Annotated in this window: 24 protein-coding genes; 8 read left to right on the top strand and 16 right to left on the bottom strand. The window is 74.8% G+C overall.

Going from position 1 to position 25,452, the window contains the following annotated elements; translation table 11 throughout:
• Positions 1 to 6 precede the first annotated feature (6 nt).
• Complete coding sequence (locus ACGFX4_RS03855) at positions 7 to 462, bottom strand: iron chaperone (protein WP_393069975.1); 456 nt, start codon at positions 460 to 462, stop codon at positions 7 to 9.
• 100 nt (positions 463 to 562) lie between these two features.
• Complete coding sequence (locus tag ACGFX4_RS03850; protein ID WP_393069974.1) at positions 563 to 1,018, bottom strand: carboxymuconolactone decarboxylase family protein; 456 nt, start codon at positions 1,016 to 1,018, stop codon at positions 563 to 565.
• A gap of 177 nt (positions 1,019 to 1,195) precedes the next feature.
• Between ACGFX4_RS03850 and ACGFX4_RS03845 the strand changes: the two genes are divergently transcribed.
• A complete protein-coding gene (locus ACGFX4_RS03845) occupies positions 1,196 to 3,652 on the top strand; it encodes a tetratricopeptide repeat protein (RefSeq protein ID WP_393069972.1) in 2,457 nt (818 codons plus the stop codon).
• 125 nt (positions 3,653 to 3,777) lie between these two features.
• A complete protein-coding gene (locus tag ACGFX4_RS03840) occupies positions 3,778 to 4,284 on the top strand; it encodes a histidine kinase (protein ID WP_393069971.1) in 507 nt (168 codons plus the stop codon).
• Between the two features lie 14 nt (positions 4,285 to 4,298).
• On the opposite strand, the gene ACGFX4_RS03835 is transcribed toward ACGFX4_RS03840, so the two are convergent.
• The 5 genes from ACGFX4_RS03835 to ACGFX4_RS03815 all read right to left on the bottom strand — a co-directional run bounded on the left by ACGFX4_RS03835 (position 4,299) and on the right by ACGFX4_RS03815 (position 9,125).
• Positions 4,299 to 5,030 carry a DUF2278 family protein gene (locus tag ACGFX4_RS03835; RefSeq protein WP_393069970.1) on the bottom strand — a complete coding sequence of 244 codons (732 nt, stop codon included), beginning with the start codon at positions 5,028 to 5,030 and terminating at the stop codon, positions 4,299 to 4,301.
• Between the two features lie 111 nt (positions 5,031 to 5,141).
• Positions 5,142 to 6,398 (bottom strand): hypothetical protein, encoded by a 1,257-nt coding sequence (locus ACGFX4_RS03830; protein ID WP_393069968.1) that lies wholly within the window; start codon positions 6,396 to 6,398, stop codon positions 5,142 to 5,144.
• Positions 6,399 to 6,525: 127 nt separating this feature from the next.
• Positions 6,526 to 6,882 (bottom strand): hypothetical protein, encoded by a 357-nt coding sequence (locus ACGFX4_RS03825; protein ID WP_393069967.1) that lies wholly within the window; start codon positions 6,880 to 6,882, stop codon positions 6,526 to 6,528.
• A gap of 69 nt (positions 6,883 to 6,951) precedes the next feature.
• Complete coding sequence (locus tag ACGFX4_RS03820) at positions 6,952 to 8,331, bottom strand: MFS transporter (protein ID WP_393069965.1); 1,380 nt, start codon at positions 8,329 to 8,331, stop codon at positions 6,952 to 6,954.
• Positions 8,328 to 9,125 carry a glycerophosphodiester phosphodiesterase gene (locus ACGFX4_RS03815; protein WP_393069964.1) on the bottom strand — a complete coding sequence of 266 codons (798 nt, stop codon included), beginning with the start codon at positions 9,123 to 9,125 and terminating at the stop codon, positions 8,328 to 8,330. Before ACGFX4_RS03815 ends, ACGFX4_RS03820 begins: the two co-directional genes overlap by 4 nt.
• 107 nt (positions 9,126 to 9,232) lie before the next feature.
• On the opposite strand from ACGFX4_RS03815, the gene ACGFX4_RS03810 reads away from it, so the two are divergent.
• The gene (locus tag ACGFX4_RS03810; protein WP_393069962.1) at positions 9,233 to 10,060 is read left to right on the top strand and encodes a PIG-L family deacetylase; all 828 of its coding nucleotides are present in this window, start codon (positions 9,233 to 9,235) and stop codon (positions 10,058 to 10,060) included.
• Between the two features lie 44 nt (positions 10,061 to 10,104).
• Here ACGFX4_RS03810 and ACGFX4_RS03805 read toward each other — a convergent pair whose 3' ends face one another.
• The 3 genes from ACGFX4_RS03805 to ACGFX4_RS03795 are packed head-to-tail and all read right to left on the bottom strand — an operon-like array spanning position 10,105 to position 11,972.
• Entirely contained in the window at positions 10,105 to 11,133 is a 1,029-nt protein-coding gene (locus ACGFX4_RS03805; RefSeq protein ID WP_393069961.1) for a mechanosensitive ion channel family protein, read from the bottom strand.
• Between the two features lie 37 nt (positions 11,134 to 11,170).
• Positions 11,171 to 11,566, bottom strand: a complete 396-nt coding sequence (locus ACGFX4_RS03800; protein ID WP_393069959.1) for an SsgA family sporulation/cell division regulator — start codon at positions 11,564 to 11,566, stop codon at positions 11,171 to 11,173.
• A gap of 37 nt (positions 11,567 to 11,603) precedes the next feature.
• Positions 11,604 to 11,972, bottom strand: coding sequence for an SRPBCC family protein (locus ACGFX4_RS03795; protein ID WP_393069957.1), 369 nt, complete (start codon positions 11,970 to 11,972; stop codon positions 11,604 to 11,606).
• Positions 11,973 to 12,200: 228 nt separating this feature from the next.
• Between ACGFX4_RS03795 and ACGFX4_RS03790 the strand changes: the two genes are divergently transcribed.
• From ACGFX4_RS03790 to ACGFX4_RS03775, 4 genes are all read left to right on the top strand, one after another.
• Entirely contained in the window at positions 12,201 to 13,100 is a 900-nt protein-coding gene (locus ACGFX4_RS03790) for a SigB/SigF/SigG family RNA polymerase sigma factor (RefSeq protein ID WP_393069955.1), read from the top strand.
• A gap of 54 nt (positions 13,101 to 13,154) precedes the next feature.
• Entirely contained in the window at positions 13,155 to 13,526 is a 372-nt protein-coding gene (locus ACGFX4_RS03785; protein WP_393069954.1) for an STAS domain-containing protein, read from the top strand.
• A 136-nt stretch (positions 13,527 to 13,662) separates the two neighbouring features.
• Positions 13,663 to 14,130 (top strand): ATP-binding protein, encoded by a 468-nt coding sequence (locus ACGFX4_RS03780; protein ID WP_393069952.1) that lies wholly within the window; start codon positions 13,663 to 13,665, stop codon positions 14,128 to 14,130.
• A gap of 204 nt (positions 14,131 to 14,334) precedes the next feature.
• Positions 14,335 to 15,204, top strand: a complete 870-nt coding sequence (locus ACGFX4_RS03775; protein ID WP_393069950.1) for an endonuclease/exonuclease/phosphatase family protein — start codon at positions 14,335 to 14,337, stop codon at positions 15,202 to 15,204.
• Positions 15,205 to 15,273: 69 nt separating this feature from the next.
• Here the strand turns inward: ACGFX4_RS03775 and ACGFX4_RS03770 are convergent, their stop codons facing one another.
• From ACGFX4_RS03770 to ACGFX4_RS03745, 6 genes are all read right to left on the bottom strand, one after another.
• Complete coding sequence (locus ACGFX4_RS03770; protein ID WP_393069948.1) at positions 15,274 to 16,923, bottom strand: carbohydrate binding domain-containing protein; 1,650 nt, start codon at positions 16,921 to 16,923, stop codon at positions 15,274 to 15,276.
• A gap of 234 nt (positions 16,924 to 17,157) precedes the next feature.
• On the bottom strand, positions 17,158 to 18,081 hold the full coding sequence (gene surE, locus ACGFX4_RS03765; RefSeq protein WP_393069947.1) for a 5'/3'-nucleotidase SurE: 924 nt from the start codon (positions 18,079 to 18,081) through the stop codon (positions 17,158 to 17,160).
• Positions 18,082 to 18,227: 146 nt separating this feature from the next.
• Positions 18,228 to 19,178 carry a hypothetical protein gene (locus ACGFX4_RS03760; protein WP_393069945.1) on the bottom strand — a complete coding sequence of 317 codons (951 nt, stop codon included), beginning with the start codon at positions 19,176 to 19,178 and terminating at the stop codon, positions 18,228 to 18,230.
• Entirely contained in the window at positions 19,175 to 19,522 is a 348-nt protein-coding gene (locus tag ACGFX4_RS03755; RefSeq protein ID WP_393069943.1) for a PadR family transcriptional regulator, read from the bottom strand. The genes ACGFX4_RS03760 and ACGFX4_RS03755 overlap by 4 nt, the downstream gene beginning before the upstream one ends.
• A gap of 76 nt (positions 19,523 to 19,598) precedes the next feature.
• Positions 19,599 to 22,304: an FtsX-like permease family protein gene (locus ACGFX4_RS03750; RefSeq protein ID WP_393069941.1), complete on the bottom strand. Its 2,706-nt coding sequence runs from the start codon at positions 22,302 to 22,304 to the stop codon at positions 19,599 to 19,601.
• Complete coding sequence (locus ACGFX4_RS03745) at positions 22,301 to 23,035, bottom strand: ABC transporter ATP-binding protein (RefSeq protein ID WP_393069939.1); 735 nt, start codon at positions 23,033 to 23,035, stop codon at positions 22,301 to 22,303. The genes ACGFX4_RS03750 and ACGFX4_RS03745 overlap by 4 nt, the downstream gene beginning before the upstream one ends.
• Before the next feature lie 254 nt (positions 23,036 to 23,289).
• Here ACGFX4_RS03745 and ACGFX4_RS03740 point away from each other — a divergent pair, with 254 nt between their 5' ends.
• Entirely contained in the window at positions 23,290 to 25,440 is a 2,151-nt protein-coding gene (locus ACGFX4_RS03740; RefSeq protein ID WP_393069937.1) for a cellulose binding domain-containing protein, read from the top strand.
• Positions 25,441 to 25,452 lie beyond the last annotated feature (12 nt).

The raw sequence follows: 25,452 nt of genomic DNA, 5'->3' as shown, positions 1-25,452 counted from the left end.
GGCCGGTCAGCCGGCCGCCCGCTTCACCAGCTCGGCGATCCGGGCCTCGTCCTGCTCGGTCAGCTCGGTCAGCGCGTACGCCACCGGCCACATCGCGCCGTCGTCCAGCCGGGCGACGTCGTTGAAGCCGAAGGTCGCGTACCGGCTCTTGAACTTCTCCGCGCTCTGGAAGAAGCACAGCACCTTGCCGTCCTTGGCGTACGCGGGCATGCCGTACCAGAGCTTCGGGGCCAGGTGCGGCGCGGCGGCCTTGACCGCGGCGTGCAGGCGCTCGGCCATCACCCGGTCCTCGGGCGCCATCTCGGCGATCTTGGCGACCACGGCGGCCTCCTCCTCGGCGGCCTTCTCGGCCTTGTTGGCGCGGCGCGAGGCGGCCTTCAGCTCCCTCGCGTGCTCCTTCATCGCCTCGCGCTCTTCCTTGCTGAAACCGTCGAACGACGCGGAGTCGGAGGTGGCAGCCATGGTGGGGTTCCCTTCGGGGTCGAGGTGCTCTGACATCTTCACAGCGGGCGGCCGCGCGGGCGGCCTCTTCGGAACTGACGGGTGTTCGGCGCGGCGCGGCTCAGCCCCAGGCGCCGGCGATCTGGCGGGTGGTGGCGTTGAGCCGGTTGAACAGGTTGGTGACGCCCACCATCAGCACGATCGAGGCGAGCTGCTTCTCGTCGAAGTAGGTGGCGGCGGTGTCCCAGATCCCGTCGTCGACCGCGTCCGGGCGGTCGGCCAGCCGGGTGGCCGCCTCGGCGAGGGCGAGCGCGGCCCGCTCCTCGTCGGTGAAGTACGGGGCCTCGCGCCAGGCGGCGACGGTCGCCAGCTTGTCCTCGCTCACCCCGGCCTTGCGCGAGGTCTTCACGCCGCCGTCGACGCAGGCGCTGCAGCCGTTGATCTGGCTGACCCGCAGGTGCACCAGCTCCAGGACGTCGCCCTCGACGCCGCCGGCCTCCGTCGCCTTCAGGAGGCCCTGGATCGACTGCATCGCGCCGGGCAGGACGGCGGCGGGGTTCTTCATACGGGACTGCATCGTGGTGACTCCCTCTTCGTGGTCGGTGCCCCGTTCCCCCGGGGCGTGACACCATCACAGCCGAGGCCGCCGCGCCGGACCACGGCCGTGGGACACTGTGGGACAGTCGATGCGGCCACGACCAGCACGGATCCGGCCGGGACGATTTCTGTCGGGGCGGGACACGGGGGGCGTGCAATGACCGGGACGGCACAGCAGGACGGGATCGCGGATCCCATCGAGGAACTCGCCGGGCGGCTGCGGCTGCTCCAGGAGCTCTCCGGCCGGGGCGTGCGCGCCCTCGCCCGGGACACCGGGCTCAGCTCCTCCTCGCTCTCCCGCTACCTCGGCGGGCAGACCGTCCCGCCGTGGCCCGCCGTGGTGGCGCTCTGCCGCCTGGTCGCCCGCGACCCCCGTCCGCTGCGCCCGCTGTGGGAGCGCACCGCCAACCCGCTGCCCGCGCCGCCCAAGGCCAGCCGCCAGGGCCGGCCCCGGCCGCGCAACGACCTGCCCCGCGACCTGCCGGACTTCACCGGCCGCGGCGCCCAGCTCGACGCCGTCCTCGCGGCGCTGGACAGCCACGGCGCGGTGGCGCTGGACGGCATGGCGGGCGTCGGCAAGACCTCGCTCGCCGTGCACGCCGCGCACCGGCTCGCCGCCGACTACCCGGACGCCCAGCTCTACGTCGACCTGCACGGCTTCACCGAGGGCCGCGACCCGATGGACCCCGGCTCCGCGCTGCGGATGATGCTCGGCGCGCTCGACGTCCCGTCCGAGAAGGTGCCGCAGGACAGCCTCGAGGAGCTCTCCGCCTGCTTCCGCTCCGAACTCGCTGGCCGCAAGGCCGTCGTGCTGCTGGACAACGCCGTCGACGCCGCCCAGGTCCGCCCGCTGCTGCCCGGCGCCGGACCGTCCGTCGTCCTGGTCACCAGCCGCAACCGGCTGCTCGGCCTGGACGAGGTGCCCCCGGTCTCGCTCGACGTGCTGACCGCCGAGGAGAGCGCCGAACTGCTCGCCCGCGCCAGCGGCGACCCCGCCGGCCCGGACGGCCGGCTCGCCCGCGAACCCGAGCACGCCGCCGAGGTCCTGCGCCTGTGCGGCCGGCTGCCGCTCGCCCTGCGCCTGGCCGCCGCCCGGCTGCGCCACCGCCCGGGCTGGACGGTCGGCATCCTGGTCGAGCGCCTCGCCGAGGGCGCCACCGAGTTCGACACCGCCTTCGCCATGTCGGTACGGCAGTTGGACCGCGCCCAGGCCCGGCTGTTCCGCCTGCTCGGGCTGCTGCCGGGCGGCACCTTCGACGAGTACCTGGCCGCCGCGCTCGCCAACCTGCCGCTGCGCACCACCCGGGCGATCCTGGAGGACCTGCTCGACGCGCACCTCGTCCAGCAGCCCACCGCCGGCCGCTACCGGCTGCACGACCTGGTCCAGCAGCACGCCCGCCGGGCCGGCGCCGAACAGGACTCCCCCGCCGAGCAGCAGCGCGCCCTCGGCCGGCTGCTCGACTACTACGTCCACGCGGCCGCCGCCGCCGACGCCGCGATGCCCTTCCTGGTCCCCGGCCGGGCGCCCACGGCCGGCCCGGCGCCCGCCGAACTCCCGCGCTTCGCCGACAAGAACGCCGCCTTCGCCTGGCTGGCCGGCGAGTACGAGAACCTGATCGGCGCCTTCGAGGCCGCCTCCGCGGTCGGCGCCGACACCCACGTCCTCGAACTCCCCCGCTACCTGCGCTCGTACTTCGCCCGGCGCTGCGGCACCACCCACCTCAACGTGCTGTTCGAACGCTCCGTCGCCGCCGCCGAGCGCCTCGGCGACCCGCTGCAGCTCGCCGAGGCCCGCAGCGACCTCGGCTTCGCCCGCTGGAACGCCGGCCGGCTCGCCGAGGCCGACGCCGAGTACGCGGCCGCCGCCGCACCCATGTCCGCCGCCGGCGACCTCCGCCCGGCCGCCGAACTCACCATGCGCCGCGGCTACCTGAGCTGGGACCGCGGCGGCACCACCGAACCGCTGGAACTCTTCCGGGAGGCCGGCCGGCTGTACGAGCGCTCCGACTGCCCCAGCGGCGCCGCCCACGCCTCCGCCGCCCAGGCCTGGGCGCTGCTCCAGCTCGGCCACCGCGAGGAGGCCGCCGGACTCGCCCGCGAGGTCCTCGCCGTCCCGCACCAGGACCCCGCCTGGCCGCCCACCCTCACCGCCCGGATCACCCTCGGCGTCGCCACCGCCGAGGAACACCCCGAGGAAGCCGTCGCCCACCTGGAGCACGCGCTCGAACTCGCCCGCGCCGACGGCCACCTGAACAACCAGGCCTGGTGCCTCAACTGCCTCGGCGTCGCCCACCGCCAGGCCGGCCGCCACGAGGAGGCACTCGCCCACCACCGCGAGGCCTTCGCCCTGCTCGACGAACTCTTCGAGGAGCACTGGAAGCTCCGCTTCCTCAACGGCTACGCCGAGACCTGCCGCCTCGCCGGCCTCACCGAGGACGCGCTGCGCCTGCACCGGCAGGCCCTGGACCTCGCCCCCAGGCTCGGCCGCCGGTACGAGGAGGCGCAGGCGCACGAGGGGCTCGCCGCGCTGCTCGCCGGCACCGACCCGGCCGCCGCCGAGGAGCACCGCACGGCCGCGAAGGCGCTGCGCGCCGACCTCGGCACCGGCTGCTGAGCCCTCCCCCGGGCCGTCCGACCGGCGCGCCGGTCGGACGATCCGGCCGGTCCAGCGGCGAGGATGGCGGGCGGGCCCGGCGACCCGGTGGGCCCGCACGGCACCCGACGGGAGAGACCGGAACGATGAGCGACCGCCACCACGTCCTGCTGATCGGCTTCACCGACGCCGCCGCCTGCCGCCTCGCGTACGAGGACGCCAAGCACCTGCCGGGCCTGCGGCAGGCCGCCGTGCTGGAACGCTCCGCCGACGGCATCATCGACGTCCCCGAGAGCCACACCCGCGGCGCGGGCGTCCCCACCGTCGGCGGCGGCATGGTCGGCGGACTCGTCGGCCTGCTCGCCGGGCCGATCGGCGCCCTGCTCGGCTTCGCCGCCGGCGCGGCCATCGGCAACGCCGCCGAGCAGAACTGGGAACGCGACGGCGGCGCCGGACTCATCCTGCTCAGCGCCCAGGTGCAGGACGGCACCGCGATGCTCGTCGTCGACATCACCGAGTCCGACCCCGGACCGGCCGACCAGCTGGCCGCCGACCACGGCGGCCACCTCGAACGCCGGGCGGCCGAGGACTTCGCCGAGGAGGTCCGCAAGGCCCGCGAGGCGGCCGAACAGACCCCGCCCGAGGGCGAGTAGCCCGACCCCCTGCGCTAGGCGGGGCCGGCGGCGGGCGAGTGGTGCCCGCCGCGCGGCTTCGGGGGCTTGGGGGGCTTCGGCTGGTGGCTGTCGAGTGCGTGGCCGGTGCGGTCGTCGGTGTGCCACGCCTGCGACTGGAACGCCAGGAACACGCCCACCCAGCGCGACTCGGACGGCAGGTGGATCAGCAGCGCGCCGTCCTGCCACACCCCGTCGTCGCCCCGGAACCGGCCGCTGTTGCCCTGGTTCATGTGCACGTCGTGCACCCCGTTGCCCGGCTTGAAGCCGAACACCTTGTCCGGCTTGCCCGGCTCGGCCGGCCAGCGCTGGCCGAACACGTACAGCACCGCCGCCGGGTCCTCGATCGCCCGCAGCACCTGGCGGTCCAGCAGGTCGGGCAGGTCGTTGTCGGCACCCGGCCGGTCCGGCGGCAGCGTCCGCATCGCCGAGCGCTCGAACAGCTTGCCGCGGACGAAGTCCAGCGCGGCGCCGCCCTGCCGCGACGGCAGCGCCCGCCAGCCCGCCGCGGTGGCCGGCAGCAGCGCCGTCACCGGGTGCGAGAAGTCCTCGTCCACCACGTACAGCAGCTCCGAGGGCGCCTGCTGGGACTCGACGTTGACCGCCGCGCGGAAGTGCGTGCCGGACTCGTCGAGCAGGTGGATCTGGTAGTGCGGGGTGTCCGTCGCGCCCTCACGGCGGCGGTCGACGGCCCGGGCGGCGAGCACGCCGTAGTGGTCGATGGGCATCCGGTGTCCTCCCGGCGGACGGGGTGTGGGCGGCTTCCTCGCCCACACCCTCTCGCACCCGGCCCCGGAGCGGACGCCCCGTCACCCGATGTTCACCCGCAGGAGCACCCGTCAGTGCCGCCCGGTCCGCCCGGTCCGCCGGCGGGCGAACATCACGGCCGCCGCACCGAGCAGCACCAGACCGCCCGCGAGCGCCGCCTGCACGCCGACCGGGCCGGAGCCCGTCTTCGGCAGCGTGCCGCCGCTCGCCGAGGGCGCCGGGTGGGCGGAGCGGCTCCGGCTCGCGCTCGCGCTCGCGCTCGGCGAGGAGGACTTCGTCGGGCTCGGGGTCGGGGTCACGGTGTGGGACTTGGTCGGCGACGGGCTCCGGCTGCCGCTCGGCGAGTGGCTCGGCCACGGACTGCGGCTGCCGGTGGGCGACGGCCACGGGCTGCGGCTGCCGGTGGGCGAGTGGCTCGGCGAGGGGCTGGCGCTACCGCTCGGCGACGGCGAAGGGCTGCCGCTGGCCGAGTCGCTGGGCGACGGGGACGGCGACGGGCTGCCGGTGCCGGTGTCGCTGGGCGAGGGGCTCGGGGTGGTCGCCCGGCAGGTGACCTCCACCTCGCCGAGCCGCAGCGCGGTGATCCGCCCGTCGTACACCTGGCTGCCCGACAGGTTGTTGAGCGTGCCGTCGACGGTGATGTCCAGCCACGCCTCGGCCGTGTACTGCTGCGACTGGACCGCCGGGTCCTGGTGCTGGGTGACCGTGACGGTCAGTCGGCTGGGCCCGATGGTGGCCACGCCGAGGTCGCTGCCGGTGATCTGCAGCCGGGTGGTGCCGAGGCCGACCTTCTGCCCGAGGACGGTGATCAGTTCGGCGTCGGTGCGGTTGTAGGCGAGCGCCCACGGCCCGACCGGCGGCGGCACGCACTCCGCGTACGAGTCCATCGAGCCGACCGAGCCCGCGGAGGGCGCGAGCCGCACCAGGTCCTTGGAGTTGAGCTGCAGCACCAGCCCGGTGAGCTGGGACTGCGCGTAGTGCTTGGCGGACTGGGCGTCGGTCCGGTTGGTCATGGTGCTGATGGTCATCCGGTTGAGCATGCCGTCCGGGTCGGTGAAGTCCCCGTTGTCGCTCTGGCCCTCGGCGGTGCTCACGGCCCGCCCGTACGTGCCGCGGTAGGCGCTGAGGTTGATCGCCGGCACGTTCTGGTTGGTGAGCTGCACCAGCACGGCGTCGGCGAGCGCGCCGGGCGGCAGGGCGGCCCCCGCCTGCGGCGAGCCGGAGAGGATCACGCCCGCCGTGACCGCCCCGCCCAGCGCGAGACCCGCCGCACTGAGGGCGACGGGTCGGAGCGGGCGGGCGGGGGGTGGAGCCGTACGCCGGGCCATGGCCGGGGCCTTCCGGTCGGGTGACGCCGCGTGGAGCGGGCCGCCCGGCGGGCAGCGTCGCCATCCTGACATGCGATTAGTCCGATTTAACCGACTATGTACACGTGTCGGATGGATCTTCGCCGACTCAGACGCGCGTCACCCGCACACCGCCGACCAGTCCCCACGCGTCCACGTGGACGGTCGGCCCGGCCTCCCCGCTCGGGCCGTCGTCGCTCACGCCGCCGAGCCGTATGCCCCGCACCACCACCCGCACGTTCCGGCGGACCGTCAGGTGCACGCCGCCGACCAGGCTCACCTTGGTGATCTTCAGCTCGGCACCGTCCGGGATGTCCACCTCGGTCAGGTCGATGTCGGCGCCGCCCACCAGCGACACCGACACCGTCCGGACCGGCACTTCCTCGCCCTCCAGCCGGGTGCCTCCGATCAGGCTGACCCGCACGCCGCTGTTCCGCTGCTCGCCCTGCTTCTCACTGTTCGTCATGGACGAAACCCTAGGCAGCGCCAGGAGCCACCGACAGTGTCGTGCCGCATCCCCTCGGCATGACGGATGTCAGATGCGTTCGGGCACCGGGTTGCCGACGGCCTCGATGGCCCGGCGGACGGGGACCTTCAGCAGGACCACGAAGCCGATCACGAAGAAGACCAGCAGGGAGATGATCGCGGAGCGGTAGCTCCCGGTGATCTGGTAGGCGAGGCCGAAGACCAGCGGGCCCATCCAGCTGGTGCCGCGGTCGCTGATCTTGTAGACGCTGAAGTACTCGGCCTCCCGGCCGGCCGGGATGAGGTGGGAGAACAGCGAGCGGGAGAGCGCCTGGCTGCCGCCGAGGACGAGGCCGATCATGCAGGCGAGGGCGTAGAACCAGATCGGCTCGTGGGCGGGCATCAGGTAGCCGAGGGCGAGGGTGAAGACCCAGGCGACCAGCGAGCCGAGGATGGTCTTCTTGGCGCCGTGGGTGGCGGCGATCCGGCCGAGCAGCAGGGCGCCGCCGATGGCCACGATCTGGACCAGCAGGACGGCGGAGACCAGCGTGGACTCATCCATCCCGAGTTCCTCGCTGCCGAAGAGGGAGGCCTGGGAGACCACGGTCTGGATGCCGTCGTTGTAGCAGAGGAAGGCGCCGAGGTAGAGCAGGGTGAGCGGGTACTTCCGCATGCCCCGCAGGGTGGCGGCGAGTTCGCGCAGGCTGCCGGAGGCGGGCCGGTCGGCGACGACGGGGGTGTGGCCGGGGGCGACGCCGGCCCGGGAGGGCAGGCGGAGCAGCGGCACGACGGTGAACAGCGCCCACCAGAGGCCGGCCGAGGCGAGGCAGATGCGCACGGCGGTACCGGTGGAGATTCCGAGCGCGTCGTGGCCCTGGAACAGGGCGAGGTTGGCGATCAGCAGGACTCCGCCGCCGGCGTAGCCGTACGCCCAGCCCTTGGAGGAGACCGAGTCGCGCTGGTCCGGGGTGGCGAGGCCGGGGAGGTAGGCGTAGGAGAGGGCGACGGAGACCGCGTACGCGATGTTGGCGACGATCAGCAGGCCGCCGCCGAGCAGGTAGTTGTCGCCGCCGAGGAAGAACATGGCCATGGTGGCGACGGCGCCTATGTAGGCGAAGCCGCACATCAGTTCCTTGTGCCGGCCGGTGCGGTCGGCGACGGTGCCGGTGAACAGCATCACGGCGACGGAGAGCAGCACGGAGAAGGAGACCGTGTAGGGGAAGAACGAGCCGGCCCGGATGGTGAGGCCGAGGGGGTGCACGTCGCCGGACGCGTCGGCGGCGCTCTCGGCGACCCTGGTCAGGTACGGTCCGAGGAAGACCGTCAGGACGGTGGCCGAGAAGGCCGCGTTGGCCCAGTCGTTGATGTACCAACCGAACTGCTGCCGGCGCAGGGTACGGCCGTCGTCGTCGGTCGCCGGGTGCTCCGGCAGGTCGGTCGCGGTGCTCATGGGGTTCCAATCACCGTGCTGGAGCCGGTGCTGCCGTCGGTCCAGCAGCCGCGCTCGCCGAGGACGTCCCGCAGGACGTCGATGCGATCGGCCATGATGCCATCCACACCGAGGTCGAGGAGAGCCCGGATCCGGGTGGGATCGTCGACGGTCCAGACGTGCACCTGCAGGCCGAGGCGGTGGGCGGTGCGGACGAAGGACCGGTCGACCACCGGGACGCCCCACTGGCGTTCGGGGACCTGGGCGCAGATCCCGGCGAACGGGGCCCGGCCGGCCGCCGGGCCGGCGAGCGAGCGCAGGCGCAGCCGGGCGACCTCGCGCGGGCCGAGCGAGGTGGCGAGCCGGGGGCCGGCGGCGGCGCGGACGGCGGCGAGCCGTCGGTCGGAGAAGCCGCCGACGCAGACCCGGTCCCAGGCGGCGGTGCGGCGGACCGCCTCGACCAGCGGGGCGACGGCGGGCGCCGCCTTCACGTCGATGTTGAACCGGGCGTCGGGGAAGGCGCCGAGCAGGTCCTCCAGCAGCGGCACGGGTTCGGTGCCGCCGATCCGGGCCTGCCTGACGGCCTGCCAGGGGAGGTCGGCGACGGCGCCGGTGCGGTCGGTGACCCGGTCGAGGCGGGAGTCGTGGAAGGCGACCAGCACCCCGTCGGCGGTCGCGTGCACGTCCGTCTCCAGGTAGCGGTACCCGAGGGCGACGGCGGCCTCGAAGGCGGCGAGCGAGTTCTCGGGGCGGCCGAGGTCGCCGCCGCGGTGGGCGAAGGCCAGCGGGCCGGGATGGTCGAGGAAGGGGTGCATGGCGTTACAGTATTACGCATCATGTCAACCAGTAACGTCGGTGCGCAGAGGGGGTCCGGTGACGCAGACTCGGACCGAGCGTTTCTCCGACCCGAGGATGGTTTGTGATGGTTGACCGGCCCCTGACGCTGATGGCGGTGCACGCGCACCCCGACGACGAGGCCACCGGGACGGGGGGTGTCCTCGCCCGGTACGCGGCGGAGGGCGTCCGGACGGTCCTGGTCACCTGTACCGACGGCGGCTGCGGCGACGGTCCGGGGGGCGTCAAGCCGGGCGAGCCCGGGCACGACCCGGCGGCCGTCGCCGCGATGCGCCGGCAGGAACTGGAGGCGAGCTGCCAGGTCCTGAGGATCGATCACCTGGAGCTGCTGGGCTACGCCGACTCCGGGATGATGGGCTGGGCGGCGAACGAGGCCCCCGGCGCGTTCTGGGGCACGCCGGTGGAGGAGGGCGCCGCCCGCCTCGCCGAGCTGCTGCGGCGCTACCAGCCGGACGTGGTGGTGACCTACGACGAGAACGGGTTCTACGGCCACCCCGACCACATCCAGGCCAACCGCATCACCATGGCGGCGCTGGAGCTGACCGGCCAGACCCCGAAGGTGTACTGGACCACCGCGCCGCGCTCCGCGATGCAGCGCTTCGGCGAGATCATGCACGAGTTCGGCGGCACCGAGCCGGACCCGGCGGAGGCCGCCGCGCTGGCCGAGATCGGCCTCCCCGACGAGGAGATCACCACCTGGGTGGACACCACCGCGTACGCCGGGCAGAAGTTCGACTCGCTGGCGGCGCACGCCAGCCAGGGCGAGAACATCTTCTTCCTGAAGATGGGCAAGGAGCGCTTCGCCGAGCTGATGGGCGTGGAGACCTTCGTCCGGGTCCGGGACACCACCGACGCCCCGCTGCCCGAGGACGACCTCTTCGCCGGTCTGCGCTGACCCTGCGCCGACCCTGCGCGGTCCGGCCGACCCTGTGCGGTCCGTCAGGGCGGGCCGGCCGCGGCGATCCGGGGCAGCGCCTGCGGGTGGTGCTCGCACAGGTAGCCGATGAGGTGTTCGCGCAGCCGGCAGCGGAGCTCGAACGCGTCATCGGCGTCGGCCGCCGTGGCCAGCGCCCGGACGACGATGGTGGTCGGCGTGGTGTCGACCACCTGCAGGGCGGAGCCCTGCCCGTCCCACAGCTCGCACTTGGCCAGGAAGTCCTCGAACTCCTCCCGCAGCCGTCCCACCGGGGCGCGGTGGTCCAGGTGGAGCGTCGCGGTACCGGTGATGTGGCTGGAGCGGCGCGACCAGTTCTCGAACGGGCGGCCGACGAAGTACGACATCGGCATCACCAGCCGGCGCTGGTCCCAGGTCGCGATCACCACGGCGGTGAGGGTGATCTCCTCGACCTTCCCCCACTCGCCGGCCACCACCACGACGTCGCCGATCCGGGCCAGGTCGCCGAAGGCCATCTGCACCCCGGCGAAGACGTTGGCCAGGGTGCTCTGCGCCGCCACGCCCGCCACCAGGCCGACCAGCCCGGCGGAGGCCAGCAGGCTCGTCCCGACCCCGCGCACCGCGGGAAAGGTCATCAGCACGGCGCCCAGGGTCACCACCGCGACGACCGCCTGGCAGATCCGGCCGAGCAGACCGGCCTGGGTGCGGGCCCGGCCGGCCAGTTCCGGATCGCGGCGGTACACCGCCAGCCGGGTGCCGAACTCCACCACCAGCGCCGCCAGCCGGGCGCACAGCCAGCCGCCGGAGCCGATCGCGAGCACCACGGCCAGGTGCCGCAGCCCCGCGCGGGCGGCGGGCGGCGCGTCGATCCACGGCAGCGCGACCGCGAGCAGCAGGCACACCGTCAGCGCCAGTACCGGCCGCCGGCACCGGCGCACCAGGCCCGGCGCACCGGTCGTGCTGCCGGGCACCCGCAGCCGCCGGGCCAGCAGCTGCGCCGTCCGGTCGAGGCCGTACGCGACCAGGACGGCCGCGCCGACCACGACCGCGAGGCGGAGCAGGCTCCACCACATGTCCGGTTCTCCTTCCGCTCCCCGTTGCCGCGGCGGCTCAGGCGGCCAGCAGGTCCTTCAGTCCCTGGTCCCAGTCGGTCGCGCCGCCCTCGGCCCCGGGCGGGACGAGCCGGGCGGTGGCGGCCAGCAGCCCGGAGACCGCCGCGGCGGGGGCGGCGAGCAGGGCGATGCCGTCGCGGCCCTCCAGCGCGATCAGCACCCGGGTGTCGTCGAACGGCGCGACGTGCACGTCCCCCTCGCCGGCCGGGGCGTCCAGGCCGGCCATCAGCAGGTCGCGCGAGAGCAGCCACACGGCGCCCGGCTGGAAGGGGGCAAAGTCGAGCTCGACCGCGTGGGGGTCGTCGGTCCGGTACGTCCAATCGACGTCCAGGTCGCGGCTGCGGTCGTCGCCGGTGATCAGGCGCATGGTGATCCGGGTGGTGAGTCGTTCCACGGGCGGGTTCCCCTCCTCGTCGGTCGTGGTCGCCGGGTCAGCCGGCCATCGGGGTGGCGCGCTCCTCCACGTGGTGCTTGAAGTCGTACAGGTCGTCGATGACCCGCCGGTCGACGAAGCCCAGGGCCTCGGCGAGGTGCTCCCACAGGCCGTGCGGTTCGATCTCCAGCTGCAGCATCAGCCGGGTGGTCCCGGCGTCCACCTGGTGGAAGGTGACCACGCCGCTGTGGCGCACCGGGCCGGTCGCGCCCTCCCAGGCCACCCGCTCGCCCTCGACCACCTCGGTGGTCACGTTCTCGCTCCCGTCGCCCCGCATGAACTGCGGGAAGTCCTCGCAGCGGACCCAGTGCCCGTAGACCTCGTCGAGCGGCGCCGCCACCTCGACCGACTCCTCTATCCGTCCCATCGTCTCCTCCTCGGACTCCGCTCCCCGTCCCGCCGCCGCGAAGGCGCCGCGGCGGCCTGCCGGAGTCCGGGTGCCCCGATCCCCCGCGGGCATGCACGGCGGGGCGCGACCGCTGCCCGACCGGCCGGATCATCGGTCGTTCACGAAATCCTCACGGCCGGAGGGCACATGGATGCCGCGTCACCGGGTACCCAGGGACGGACCGAATGCCGAGGGGAAAGGACCGACATGGCCACGACCAGTGACGAACTCCTCCACCGCGCGACGCTTCCGGGCCGGCCCGCAGCCGCGGAGGTCGAGCCTCCCGGCACCCCTCGCACCGCCGTGCCGGAGCTCGCCGACCTGGAGGACGCCCGGCAGGTCGCCCCCGCCGACGCCCGCGAGCTGACCCGGGTCCTGCTGGTCCGGCTCGCGACGCTGGAGGAGGGCACCCGCGAGTACTCGTACGTGCGCTCCACCCTGATCGAGCTCAACCTCTCGCTGGTCCGGTACGCGATCCGCCGCGTGGGCGGCCGCGGGGAGTCGCAGGAGGACCTGCTGCAGGTCGGCTCGATCGGCCTGATCAAGGCGATCGACCGGTTCGACCCCGACCACGGCGTGGAGTTCACCACGTACGCCGTGCCGACCATCCTCGGCGAGATCCGCCGGCACTTCCGCGACACCACCTGGGCCGTCCACGTGCCGCGGCGCCTGCAGGAGCTGCGCATCACCCTCGCCAAGTCGCGCGACGTGCTGTTCCAGCGACTCGGCCGGGCGCCGACCGTCGCCGAGCTCGCCGACCACCTCGGCCTGCCCGAGGAGGAGGTGATCGAGGGCCTCGCGGCCGCCAACGGCCACACCGCCGGCTCCCTGGACGCCCCGGTGGCCGAGGGCCAGGAGGACTCCAACCCGCTCGCCCGGCGGCTCGGCCGGGAGGACTCCCGGTTCGCCACCACCGAGGACCTGGTCGTCCTCAAGCCGGCGATCGCCGCCCTGCCGGAGCGCGACCGGCTGGTCCTCTCGCTGCGCTTCGGCGAGGACCTCACCCAGTCGCAGATCGGCGAACGGCTCGGGCTGTCCCAGATGCAGATCTCCCGCATCCTCAGCCGCATACTCAAGCAGCTCCACGCCGAACTCGTGGCCGACTGAGCCGGTCTCACGTAAACTCGGACGGCACAGCCGCGGGAGGGGAACACGACGACGATGCAGGCGGAGAAGACGATGCCCGAGCCGGGGTTGCTCGTCCGCACCTGGCACACCGACACCCGAGCGGCCGTCTGCACGCTGGCGGGCGACCTCGACATCGAGACCCTCGCCCCGGCCGGGCGGGCGCTCGACGAGCTGGTCGAGCAGCACCCGCCGCTGCTCGTCGTCGACCTGCGCGGCATCGACTTCTGCGACTCCTCCGGGCTGAACCTGCTGCTGCAGACCCGGTTGACGGCCGCCGCCGCGCAGGTGGGCTTCCGCCTCGCCGCACCCTCCGCGACCGTGCAGCGACTGCTGGAACTCACCTGCGCCGACACCGTGTTCTCGCTGCACCCGTCGCTCGACGAGGCCCTCGCCGCACCGCTCTGACCCCCGCCGCCGGTCGGCGGCGGGGGCGCACAGAGCCCCCGGCACACCCGGCCGCCGCGGGCAGCACGCATGATCCGGCCACCACTGGGAAGCAGACGCAACGACCACCGCGCCGACACCGAAAGGGGGACCGCCCATGACGACCAGCCGGGCCGCCCTCCACGGCGACCGGCCGGGCACCGGCCCCACGCTGCCATCCGGCGGCCAGCGCCGACGCCTGCACCTGGCCGGTCTGCCCAAGCCCGTCGCCCGCGCCCGGGCGTACACCGCGGAGGCCGTCGCCGACTGGTCGTGGCCGACCGGCGGCGCCGGTGCCGACGACATCGTGCTGCTGGTCGCCGAACTGGTCGCCAACGCGATGCTGCACGCCGGCGGCCCGGTGGACCTCGTCCTCGACGCCTCCGCGAGCCGCCTGCGGATCGAGGTCCGCGACCGGTCGACCGACCTCCCCGAACCCCGCCGGCCGCACCGCCCCGGCCTGCCGGGCGGCCACGGCCTCTTCATCGTCGAACGCGCCGCCACCCGCTGGGGCGCTCAGCCGCACACCGACGGCAAGACGGTCTGGGCCGAGATCGATGCCCACCCCCCGCACCCCGGCGACTGACCGACCGTCATCGACCGCTTGAACGCCGCCGACTGACCGGCCGTCATCGATGGACCACTCGTCATCGTCCGGCCGCGGCACCGTGCTCGTCGGCGCTGATGACGCGGCGGCCCGTCACCGGCCGGCCACCCGCCGCTGGCCGGCCACCCGACGCTGGCTGACCTCCCGTCATCGGCCGGCCGGACGCCGGTGTACCGTCGGACGATGACCGGCTCCCCTCGGGTACGCGTCGCGACCTTCAACGTCCTGCACGGGCGACGGCTCCCGGGCCCCGAACCCGCCACCGCCGGCCCGCTGGTCGACGCCGTCGCCGCGCTGGACGCCGACGTACTGGCCCTGCAGGAGCTCGACCGCCGCCAACCCCGCTCCGGCCGCCTCGACCAGGCCCGGGCGGTCGCCGAGGCCACCGGCGCCGCCGACTGGCGCTACGCCTCCGCCTTCCACGCCCGCGCCCTGCCGGGCCGGACCTGGGCCCGCGACCCCGCCGAACCCGGGCTGCGGGTGCACGGCCCGCACGACGGGGGCCACGACGGCGACCTCCCCTCGCACGGCATCGCGCTGCTCTCCCGGCTCCCGGTGCTGAGCTGGCACTCCCGGCGGTTCCCCGCGCCGCCGCTGGCCGTTCCGCTGCCGCTGGCCGGACGGGCCGGCCTCACCGTGGTCCGCGACCATCCGCGGGCCGCCCTGGCCGCCGTGCTGGCGGGGCCGCGCGGCCCGTTCACCGCGGTGGCGCTGCACCTGTCGTTCGTCCCGGGGTGGAACGTCCTCCAACTCCTCGCCGTGCGCCGGTGGATCGCCGACCTGCCCCGGCCGCACCTCCTGCTGGGCGACCTCAACCTCGCCGGGCCGCTCCCCGCCGCCGTGCTGGGCGCGGCCGAACTGCTCCGCCCGTCACGGCCCCGCTCCCCCTGGCGCGCACTGGCCCGGGTCCGGACCTTCCCGGCGCACCGCCCGCGCGTCCAGCTCGACCACGTCCTCGCCGCCGGCCCGGTGCTGCCCGGTACCGCCCCCGCGCGGGCCCCCAGGGCCGCGGTCTCGGACCACCGGCCGCTGGTGGTCGACCTGCACCTGTAGCCACGCGGCACGCAGCCGTGCCCCGGGCCTGGGCCCGGGGCACGGCTGTTCAGCGGTGACCGCCTGCGATCAACGGCCCTGGAGGGACTTCACGTTGTCGCCGAAGGTCCAGCCCTTGGAGCCGTCCCAGTTGATCGACCAGGTCATCAGACCCTTCAGCTGGCCGCTGTAGGAGCTGTACGCCTGGCTGACCAGGCTCGGCGCCATGTAGCCGCCGCCCGCACCCGGCTGGGCCGGCAGGCCGGGCACCTGCTTGTCGTACGGCACCTTGATGGTGGTGCCCTGGATGGTCAGGCCGTTGTTGAGGCAGGTGGTCTGGGCGGTGAAGCCCTGGACGGTGCCGGCGGAGTAGGAGTCGCCGGAGCAGCCGTACATGCTGCCGTTGTAGTACTGCATGTTCAGCCACCACAGGCGGCCGTTGTCGACGTACTTCTTGATGATCGGCAGGTACGCGCCCCAGATCGAGCCGTAGGTGACGCTGCCGCCGGTGACGTACGCGGTCTCCGGCGCCATGGTGAGGCCGAAGCCGGCCGGCATCTGGGCGAGGACGCCGTCGATGATGCGGATCAGGTTGGACTGCGAGGCGGACAGCGTGCCGATGCTGCCGCTGCCGGACAGGCCGGTCTCGATGTCGATGTCGATGCCGTCGAAGTTGTACTTCTTCAGGATCGGGACGACGGTCGCCACGAACTTGTCGGCCACGGTGCTGGAGCTCAGGTCGATGCCCGCGGCGGCGCCGCCGATCGACATCAGCAGCGTCGCGCCGGCCGCCTTGGCCTGGCACATCTCGGCGGGGGTGGAGACCTTGACGCCCGCGTCCATGCCGTCCTGCCACAGGACGGTGCCGTCGGAGAGGATCACCGGGAACGCGGCGTTGATGACGTTGTAGCCGTGCGCGGCGATCCGGCTGTCCGTGATGGGCACCCAGCCCATGCCCGGGTGCACGCCGTTGGAGGCGCCGTCCCAGTTCTCCCAGTAGCCCTGGAGGACCTTGCCGGCCGGCTTGGGCTTGGTGGCGCAGGTCTCGGTGCCCGTGCCGGTCGGGGAGGGGCTGGTCGAGGTGCTGCTGGACGGGCTGGCGCTGGTGCTCGTGCTCGGCGAGGCGCTGGTCGACGGGCTGGCGCTGGTGGACGGGCTCGCGCTGGTGCTGGTGCTCGGCGAGGGGCTGGTGCCGCCGGGGCCGGTGAGCGAGAGGTCGTCCGCGTAGTACGCGGGCTGGCCGTACCAGCCGTGCACGAAGACGGTCACCGAGGTGGTGCTCGCCCCGGTGGTGAAGGCGACGCTGAGCTGCCCGTACGAGGCGTTGCTCGGCGTCCAGGTGGAGGCGTTGACGCCGGTGCCGGTGGCACCCAGGTAGACGTAGCTGCCCTGCACGTAGGCGCTGAGCGTGTACTGGGAGTTGGGCTGCACGCTGATGGTCTGGCTGCACTGCGCGGAGTCCTGGCCGGACGGGGTCGCCTTCAGCGCGGAGGTGCCGCCGTGGACCGGGCTGCCGACGACCGCGCCGGAACCACCGGTGCAGGTCCAGCCGGAGAGCCCGTCCTCGAAGCCGGCGTTGGACACCAGGTTGGGGACGGCGGCGCCGGCCGTGACCGAGCCGGTGACGGCGAGGCCCGCGGCGATGACGGCGGCGGCGCTGACTCCGGCGAGTGAACGCCTCAGCGCCACTGGTCGGTTCTCGGCATGACTGATCCGGTTCACCTGCGATGCGCGGAACATGCTGTGCTCCCTTCCCGCCGAGCGTCATGGGCATGACCGACGCGTGGGGGCGTGACGCCCGGCTCTGGGTGAGGTGGGGACATGTGGGGGTGTGCCGGACCGGATCGTAGAAAGGGGCGGCAAGTCCCGTCAATAGGTCTGGACCAATACAAGGGGTATGGACCAATTGAGCGAGGGTCAGCCGCACGCCGCCGGGCCCCGGCCGGGACCGCGACCCGGGCCCGGCGGCAGCCGCTACGGGCGCAGGCCGGCGAGTCGCGCGGCAGCGCCGGCGAAGTCGGCCGGGCCGACGTTCCAGTCGGCGCTCATCGGCGCGACCGAGATCCGGCCCTCGCCCAGCGCGGCCAGGTCGGAGCCCCTGGCGGGGGTGCGCGGGGCGTACGAGACGGTGACCTTCCAGGTGCCGTCGCCCCGGTCGGCGAAGTCGGGGACCAGCACGGGCTGGGCGTCCTGGGTGGTGACCGACACGCCGGCCGGGGTGCCGGTGCCGTCGCCGATCACCGGGTAGTTGACGTTCAGTCCGACGCCCGGCGGCAGCAGGCCGCGGGACTTGGCGCCACCCCGGAGCCGGTCGATCAGCCGGGCGGCGAACTCGGCGGTCGGGCGCATCGCGTTCAGCGTCGGCTGCGGCCCGGCCGCCGGGTCGAGGTCGGTGCTCACGGCGATCGCCGGAACGCCGCTCTCCAGGGCGGCGACGGCGGCGCCCACCGTACCGGAGTGGTTGGCGATGCCGCCGTAGTTGGGGCCGAAGTTGGTGCCCGAGACCACCAGGTCCGGCGCGCGGCCGGCGAAGACCTGGCGCAGCCCGAAGAGCACCGCGTCACCGGGGGTGCCGTCGACGGCCCAGACCCGCGGCTCCGGGTGCTCGACCGCCAGGACGGGCGGCAGGGTGACCCTGGTCCCGGATCCGCTGGCGTTGTGCAGCGGCGCGACGATCGTCACCTCGCGCCCGGCGGCGGTCAGCCGCTCGTACACGGCACGGATGCCCGGGGCGTCGTAGCCGTCGTCGTTCGACAGCAGGATCCGCAGCGGCCGGGCGGGGGCCGCGGGCCCGGCCGCGGACTCGGCCGCCGACTCGGCCGCCGCGGGGCCGACCGGGCCGAGCGCGGCGAGGGAGAGCAGGACGGCGGCGAGCGGGAGCGATCTGGAGGTTCTCACGCGGGGTCGACTCCATGGGGTGGGGGTGGTTGCACGTGCCATCAGTTACACGTGTAACCAATGTCTAGCAGCCGCCCACGGAACAGCACCAGACCCATGACGCCAGGAATCCCGCCCCCGCGGCGGGCCGCCCACCGGCTACCCGGTCACCCGGCCATCCGGCGTGGCCGACCGCCCGTCCACCGCCGGGCCGCGACGGCCACCGCGGCCACCACCACCGCGACGGCCGCGGCCCCGGGCAGCAGCCGGAACACCCCGCCCGCCTGCTCCCACAGGCTGAACAGGCTGAAGGAGGCGGTCAGCGGCAGCACCGCGACCCCGGCGGCGGCGGTGCGCAGCCGGCCGCGGGCCGTGCACACGGCCGCGAGCAGCGCCGGCAGCACCAGCAGCGCGAGCGGCCACCAGCCGTCCATCAGGTACCGCGTGTCGTAGCCGCCCTGGGCCCGCGTCAGCGCGAAGCCGGCCGCCAGGCCGGCGAGCACCAGCAGCCGGGAGCGCCGGTCCGGCCGCTCCAGCAGGTCGGGCGGGGCGGCGGTCAGCAGCACGCCGCCGAGCAGGTACGGCAGCAGCGCGGTGGCGCCGTACATCAGCAGCCAGCCGTCCGGCTCACCGGCGGCCAGCAGGCCGATCCGCACCGTGCCGAGCAGGGCCGTCCCGAGGGCGAGCGTCCGGACCGCCCGCCAGGCGCCGAGCGCGGCCGCCGCGGCCAGCAGGACGGGGACCACGGTCAGGCCGAGCACGGCGAGGTGGCCGGGCAGTTCGGCCCAGGGTGCGGCGAGGCCCGCCCGGGCGGCGACCCGCACTTCGCGGGTGCGCGGGTCGGCGAGGCCGGGCAGGGCCACCAGCCCCGCCAGCGCGCCGGCCAGCAGCGGTGCGGTGGCGGCCAGCAGCCGCCCGCCGACGGCGGTGGCGGCCACGCCGGTGCGCAGCCGCAGGCCGTACGCGGCGAGGTCGAACGTCTCCCGGGCGCAGGCCAGCGGCCCGGCGCCGGCCGTGGTGTCGGTGAACACCTCGGCGAGTTCGGCGCCGCGCTCGCGGCGGTAGCCGGCCGGGTAGAGCGCGAGGGCGGTGCGCAGCGCCGCCGTACGGGCGGTCACGCGCCGGCCCCGCGCGGGCGGACCGCCGCGGTGCCGAGGCGGCGCTGCGCCTCGGCGGCGACGGTGCGCAGCCGTTCGGCCTCGACGGCCAGGACCTCGCGCCCGGCGGCGGTGAGGGCGTAGGTGCGGCGGGCCCGCCCGTCGACCACCTCCTCGGCGGCGATCTCGATCAGCTCCTGCTGGAGCAGCCGGTCGAGGGCTCCGTAGAGCGTGCCGGTGCGCATCCGTACCCGCCCCCCGGAGATCGCGTCGACCTCGCCGATCAGCGCGTATCCGTGCCGGGGGGCGTCGGCGAGGGCGGTGAGCAGCAGCAGGGTGGACTCCTGCATCGCACGTTCGGTCATGGGACTACATATACCGCCGGACGTCCTATCCGGGCCAATGCACACACCCCCCCACCGCCCACCGCTCGGTGCCCGCTCACCCGTAGCGGTGCCCGCCGCGCTCCCGTCGGGCCGCGCCCAGCAGGCCGGCCAGCAGTGGGAGTACCAGGACCAGCAGGGCGATCGTCGGCCACGGCGCGTCGGCGAGGTGGACCGACGGCGAGCCCGGCTGCCCGGCGGCCCGCGAGCGCAGCAGGGCGAAGGCCGGAACGGCGCCGCTGACCGTGCCGAGCACCGCGCCGAGCAAGGCGATCAGACCGGCCTGCAGTCCGGCCAGGGTGCGCCGGGTACGCGGCCGGGCGCCGATCGCGCTGAGCACCGCCCGGTCGCGGCGGGCGTCGGCGGCGGCCAGCGCGGTGGCCACCACCGCGGCGCCCAGCACCACCAGGGCGGCGAAGGCGCTGAGCGCCACGCCGGTCAGGCCGGTGGTCGGCCGGTAGCCGCGTTCCACCTCCAGGGTGGCGTACGGGGCGAGCCGGACGACCGTGGCGGCGGCCCGCCGCTCGGCCTTCTCCGGGGTGGGGGCCGACGGCAGCCAGATCGAGCCGGTCGGCTCGACCGCCAGCCCCATCCGGCGGACCGTCTGCGGGCCGAGCACCAGCGGCGCGTAGCGCCGGTCGGCCGGCTGCTCGACCAGCACGCCCGCCACGCTCTCCTCCCGCACCGCGCCGTTCGCGCCCTGCATCCGCAGCAGCACCCGCCCGTCGTGCAGGTAGCCGGGGTCGGTGACGACCGCCTTCCCGGCGGTGAGCGCGGCCTCGGCGGCCGGGTCGCGCAGCTCCAGCAGGTTGTGCAGGACGGCCGCGTCGCCGACCGTCACCGGGCTGGTGACGGGCTGTCCGTAGCGCCGGCCGCCGTCCGCGTACACGGTGGCCCGGCAGCCCTCGCAGAAGAGGTACTCCGCCTGGTAGAGGTCGGCGCGTTCGCCGAGTCCGGGCAGGTCCTGGGCGAGCGCGGTGCGCAGCCGGGGCAGGGCCGCCGCGTCGCCGTGGATCTCCAACTGGACGGCGTCGACCGGCCGCTGGAGTCGGTAGGCGGCCCGGTCCTGGACCTGCGAGCCGGTGGTGTGCACGCCGACGGCGACAGCTCCGGCCACCGCGGCGAGCACGGCGGCCACCGCGGGAGCGGTCCGGGAGCGGTGCCGGGCGGTGTCGCGCAGCGCGAGCCTGGGGCCCAGCGGCAGCCGGCCGGCGAGCCGGCCGCACAGGGCCAGCAGCGACGGGGTGAGCAGCAGCAGCCCGAGTTCGGCGGTGACCGCCCCGGCCAGCACCGACAGGGTGCGCAGGGACAGCCCGGCGAGCACCGGTTCCCCGCCGGCCTGCCCGGCGACCGCGCCGTACAGGGCGAGCCCGGCCCCGGCGGCGACGGTCAGCAGCCCGAGCAACGGCACCCAGCGGCCGGGCGGGCGGACGGTGTCACGGTCGTTCAGTCCGGCCAGCACCTCGCGCCGCCCGGCCTGGACGGCGGGCACCAGGGCCGCCAGCAGCGCGGTCGCCACGCCGGTCGCGGCGATCAGCGCCAGGTCGAGCGGACGCAGCGCCAGGTGCCCGAACCGGCTGCCGCCGGCCCCTTCGATCCAGGGCCGCAGCAGTGCCACCAGGCCGCAGCCGGCCGCCGTGCCGAGCCCGGCCCCGACGGCGCCCAGCACCAGGCCGCCGCCCAGCACCACCGCGCGGACGTGCCCGGGCCGGCCGCCCGCGGCGCCGATCAGGGCGAGCCGGCGCCTGGCCTGCCGGGCGCCGATCGCGAACGCCGGGCCGGCCAGCAGGGTCACCTCCAGCAGCGCCAGGGCCGCGGTGGTGGCCGCCGCCATCGCGGTGCGCTCGCGCTGGTCCGCTGCGCCGATCGCCTCCTGCCGGTCCATCGCCGCGGCGGGCGGGTTCTGCGCCACCTGCCGGGCGGCCAGCGTGTAGCCGTAGCGGTTCAACTCCCGTACCCGGTCCCAGTCGAGCGTGGCGCCGGCGGGCAGCTGGACCAGCCAGGCGGCCTTGCGGGCGGCGGCCTCGTCCGCCTGCGTGCCGAGCGGCGCGAGGCCCGCGGCGGCCTGGGCGCCGTCCAACTGCCCGTACAACTCGCCAGGGCGGGCGACCAGTTCGACCTTGCGCAGGTCACCGGGGTGTTCCACCGTCCCGGTCAGGGTGAACGGCGCGGACTCCAGCCCCTGGACGGTCACCGTGTCCCCCAGCCGCAGCCCGGTCTCCGCCAGGAACTCCCGGGTCGCGGCGGCCTCGCGCGGGGCGGCGGGCGCGCGGCCGGCCACCAGGTCCAGCCGCCCCTGCCACAGGGGCCGGGTCAGGTCCGCCTCGAAGGTCTCGACCGGCGTCAGCCCGTCCGGGGTCCGCACCCCCGCCACCGGCCCGCTGCGGGCCGGCACCAACCAGCTGCCCGCCGGGAGCAACCCGCCCAGCAGCGCGGTCGGTTCGGTCTCCGCCGCGCGGCGCTGCTCGGCGCTCGGCGCGGCGCCCGCCGGCTGCGGCAGGGTGCGCACCCCGTCGTCGGGGAAGACCGCCTGCTCGACCGTCCGCCCCGGGGCGTAGGCCCCGATCAGCGCGTCGGCCCGGCCCATCAGCCGGTCCGAGCGCTCGGCCGCGGTCAGCTGTCCGCTGCGGTGCACCACGTCCGCGCCGGCCACGCCCAGCACCGGCAGCGCGACCATCGCCACCACCAGCGCGCTGCGGCCGCGCGCCCGCCAGGCGTCCCGGCGGGCGATCCGCAGCGCCACCCGCCACGACCCGGCGCTCACCGGGTCACCCCGGCCTGCGCGCGCAGGGACGGGTCGGTGATCCGCCGCTGCACCGCCTGGTCGACGATCCGGCCGTCGCGCAGGAAGACCACCCGGTCCGCCCAGGCCGCGTGCGCCGGGTCGTGCGTGACCATCACCACCGCCGCCCCCGCGTCGCAGCGGGCCCGCAGCACGCCGAGCACCGCCTCGCCGGTGGCGGAGTCCAGCGCGCCGGTCGGCTCGTCCGCCAGCACCAGGCGGCGCTCACCGATCAGCGCGCGGGCGATCGCCACCCGCTGCTGCTGGCCGCCCGACAGGGCGTCGGGGAAGCGCTCGGCGAGCTCGCCGATGCCCAGCTCCTCCAGTGCGGCCAGCGCCTCGCGCCGGGCCGTACGGGCGGAGCAGCCGTCCAACTCCCGCGGCAGCGCGATGTTCTCGGCGGCGGTCAGCGCCGGGATCAGGTTGTAGTTCTGGAACACGTACCCGACCGAGCGGCGGCGCACATCGGCCAGCCGGCCGCGGCTCAGCCCCTCCAGCGGCGTGCCCTCGACCAGCACCCGGCCGCCGGTCGGCCGGTCCAGTCCCCCGGCCAGCGCCAGCAGCGTGGACTTGCCGGAACCGGACGGGCCCATCACCGCCACGAACTCCCCCGCGTGCACCGCGAGGTCCACCTCGTGCAATGCGTACACCTCGGCCGCACCGCTGCCGTGCACCCGACTGACGCCCTCAAGGATCAACGAATCATGTTGCATACCGAGTATGTATAGCGAGGTCGGGCGCGATACTCAAGTGCACGACATAAGTAGTCTAGCTGAGTATGCTCAGCCGCCGGGGCGATTGACATGCCCGACGCACCCTCCCATGATGGGAGCGCTCCCACGCCCCATCCGTCGCACGCGTCGTCGACGGCCGGACGCGGCGCACCCGCGCCGCACCGTCCTCCGTCCACCGACCGGCTCCGGGGCCTGGCCCCGGGTCGGCGTCCCCCACCCGGGAGGAACACCCCATGCTGTTCCGCAGGAGACCCACCGGGCTCCGCCGCCCCCTCGCCGTGACGGCCTCGGCCGCCCTCGTCCTGGCGGCCGCCGCCCTGCCACTGTCCACCCCCGCCGCGGCCGACCCGGCCGCCGGCGCGGACACCACGGTCACGATCAACGCGAGCGCGGGCCTCGGCACCGTCGGCCCCGCCGCGCTCGGCGCCAACACCGCCATCTGGGACTCGGCCATGAACGACCCCGAGGTGGCCACCCTCTACCGGGCCGCCGGGATCGGCGCGCTGCGCTACCCGGGCGGCTCCTACTCCGACATCTACCACTGGGTCGACAACACCGCGCCCGGCGGCTACGTCGCCCCGGGCACCGGCTTCGACGCCTTCATGGGGACCGTCAGGGCCACCGGCGCCCAGCCGATCCTGATCGCCAACTACGGCTCCGGCACCGCCCAGGAGGCCGCCGACTGGGTCCGCTACGCCAACCTCACCAAGGGCTACGGGGCGAAGTACTGGGAGATCGGCAACGAGATCTACGGCAACGGCGTCTACGGCAGCGGCTGGGAGAACGACACCCACGCCGACAAGTCGCCCGACCAGTACGCCCGCGAGGTCAAGGCGTACGCCGCCGCGATGAAGGCCGTCGACCCGACCGTGAAGATCGGCGCGGTGCTCACCATGCCCGGCAACTGGCCGGACGGCATCGTCGCCGCCGGCGGCACCGGCGACTGGAACCACACCGTGCTCGCCGCCGTCGCCCACGACGTCGACTTCGTCAGCGTCCACTGGTACCCCAACACCAGCACCGGCGACCAGTCGCTGGCCGCCGTGCGGCAACTGCCCGGCGAGCTCCGCGAAGTGCGCGACCTGCTGGACCGGTACGCGGGCGCCGACTCCGCCCGCATCGGCATCGCGATGACCGAGGTGAACTCCAACGCCGGCGGCGGCGCCTTCACCACCCGCCCCAACGGCCTGTTCGCCGCCGAGGCCATGAGCACGGCGCTGGAGAACGGCGTCTTCACCGTGGACTGGTGGGACACCCACAACGGCGCCGGCGCCATCACCACCGTGGGCGGCGAGACCGACTACGGCGACATGGGCATGCTGTCGAACGGCAGTTGCACCGGCAGCGTCTGCGAACCGGCGGTGAACACCCCGTTCGCGCCGTACCACGGCATCAAGGCCCTCGGCGCGCTCGGCGACCCGGGCGACACCATGGTCGCCTCGGGCTCCACCGGCTCCTCGGGCTCCTCCGGCTCCTCGGGCTCCTCCGGCTCCTCCGGCTCGGACGTCTCCTCGCACGCGGTGCTCCGCGCCAACGGCGACCTCGGCGTCCTGCTGCTCAACAAGAGCTCCTCCGCCCAGCACACCGTCGACCTGCGGTACCTGGGCTTCACCGCCGGCCCCGCGGCCCCCGCCGTCCAGCGCTGGGCGCCCGGCGACGACGGCCTGGTGGACGCCACCGGCACCGCCACCGCCACCTCGGTGACCCTGGCCCCGTACTCCCTCACCGTGCTGACCCTGCACCCGAAGAGCGGCACCGGCTCCTCCGCCGCCACCGTCGGCACCCCCGGCACCCCGCGGACCACCTCGGTGGACGCCAACACCGTCGCCCTCGACTGGCCCGCCGCCGGCGGCGCGGTCGACCGCTACGAGGTCTACGAGCAGCTCGGCACCACCCTCCAACTGCTCGGCTCGTCCACCGGCACCACCGCCACCCTCCACAACCTGCCGCCGGGCTCCCGGCACACCGTCAACGTCCTGGCCCGGGACCAGGCCGGGCGCCTCTCCCGGCCCTCCGAGCCGCTGACCTTCACCACCGGCACGCCGAGCGACAGCACCTGCGCCGTCACCTACCGGGTCACCACCGGCTGGGGCAACGGCTTCGTCGCCGACGTCGCGGTGAGCAACCTCGGCCCGGCCGACATCAACGGCTGGACGCTCGACTTCGACTGGCCCTCCACCGGGCAGTCCGCCACCTCCTGGTGGAACGCCGTCGTCCACGGGGACGGACAGCACGTCCGTGTCACCAACGGCGACTCCAACGCGCACCTCGCGCCGAACGGCGGCAACACCGCGAGCTTCGGCTTCGTCGGCGCCAACAACGGCGCCAACCCGACCCCGACGGTCTTCCGCCTCAACGGAACGGTCTGCCGCACCGTCAGCTGACCCGCACCACCC

It is taken from the genome of Kitasatospora sp. NPDC048365, assembly GCF_043200835.1.
GTDB lineage: Bacteria > Actinomycetota > Actinomycetes > Streptomycetales > Streptomycetaceae > Kitasatospora > Kitasatospora terrestris.
The sequence above is the reverse complement of the archived record's forward strand: the minus strand, read 5'-3'. Positions and strand labels throughout refer to the sequence as shown.

Bases quoted from the DNA above. Each gene is read 5' to 3' on its own strand.
- ACGFX4_RS03830 (WP_393069968.1), bottom strand. From the start codon at position 6,398: ATGGCCCGGCGTACGGCTCCACCCCCCGCCCGCCCGCTCCGACCCGTC.
- ACGFX4_RS03855 (WP_393069975.1), bottom strand. From the start codon at position 462: ATGGCTGCCACCTCCGACTCCGCGTCGTTCGACGGTTTCAGCAAGGAA.
- ACGFX4_RS03745 (WP_393069939.1), bottom strand. From the start codon at position 23,035: ATGCAACATGATTCGTTGATCCTTGAGGGCGTCAGTCGGGTGCACGGC.
- ACGFX4_RS03780 (WP_393069952.1), top strand. From the start codon at position 13,663: ATGACGACCAGCCGGGCCGCCCTCCACGGCGACCGGCCGGGCACCGGC.
- ACGFX4_RS03790 (WP_393069955.1), top strand. From the start codon at position 12,201: ATGGCCACGACCAGTGACGAACTCCTCCACCGCGCGACGCTTCCGGGC.
- ACGFX4_RS03795 (WP_393069957.1), bottom strand. From the start codon at position 11,972: ATGGGACGGATAGAGGAGTCGGTCGAGGTGGCGGCGCCGCTCGACGAG.
- ACGFX4_RS03815 (WP_393069964.1), bottom strand. From the start codon at position 9,125: ATGCACCCCTTCCTCGACCATCCCGGCCCGCTGGCCTTCGCCCACCGC.
- ACGFX4_RS03810 (WP_393069962.1), top strand. From the start codon at position 9,233: ATGGTTGACCGGCCCCTGACGCTGATGGCGGTGCACGCGCACCCCGAC.
- ACGFX4_RS03805 (WP_393069961.1), bottom strand. From the start codon at position 11,133: ATGTGGTGGAGCCTGCTCCGCCTCGCGGTCGTGGTCGGCGCGGCCGTC.
- ACGFX4_RS03755 (WP_393069943.1), bottom strand. From the start codon at position 19,522: ATGACCGAACGTGCGATGCAGGAGTCCACCCTGCTGCTGCTCACCGCC.
- ACGFX4_RS03770 (WP_393069948.1), bottom strand. From the start codon at position 16,923: ATGTTCCGCGCATCGCAGGTGAACCGGATCAGTCATGCCGAGAACCGA.
- ACGFX4_RS03835 (WP_393069970.1), bottom strand. From the start codon at position 5,030: ATGCCCATCGACCACTACGGCGTGCTCGCCGCCCGGGCCGTCGACCGC.
- ACGFX4_RS03785 (WP_393069954.1), top strand. From the start codon at position 13,155: ATGCAGGCGGAGAAGACGATGCCCGAGCCGGGGTTGCTCGTCCGCACC.
- ACGFX4_RS03845 (WP_393069972.1), top strand. From the start codon at position 1,196: ATGACCGGGACGGCACAGCAGGACGGGATCGCGGATCCCATCGAGGAA.
- ACGFX4_RS03820 (WP_393069965.1), bottom strand. From the start codon at position 8,331: ATGAGCACCGCGACCGACCTGCCGGAGCACCCGGCGACCGACGACGAC.
- ACGFX4_RS03740 (WP_393069937.1), top strand. From the start codon at position 23,290: ATGCTGTTCCGCAGGAGACCCACCGGGCTCCGCCGCCCCCTCGCCGTG.
- ACGFX4_RS03840 (WP_393069971.1), top strand. From the start codon at position 3,778: ATGAGCGACCGCCACCACGTCCTGCTGATCGGCTTCACCGACGCCGCC.
- ACGFX4_RS03850 (WP_393069974.1), bottom strand. From the start codon at position 1,018: ATGCAGTCCCGTATGAAGAACCCCGCCGCCGTCCTGCCCGGCGCGATG.
- ACGFX4_RS03775 (WP_393069950.1), top strand. From the start codon at position 14,335: ATGACCGGCTCCCCTCGGGTACGCGTCGCGACCTTCAACGTCCTGCAC.
- ACGFX4_RS03825 (WP_393069967.1), bottom strand. From the start codon at position 6,882: ATGACGAACAGTGAGAAGCAGGGCGAGCAGCGGAACAGCGGCGTGCGG.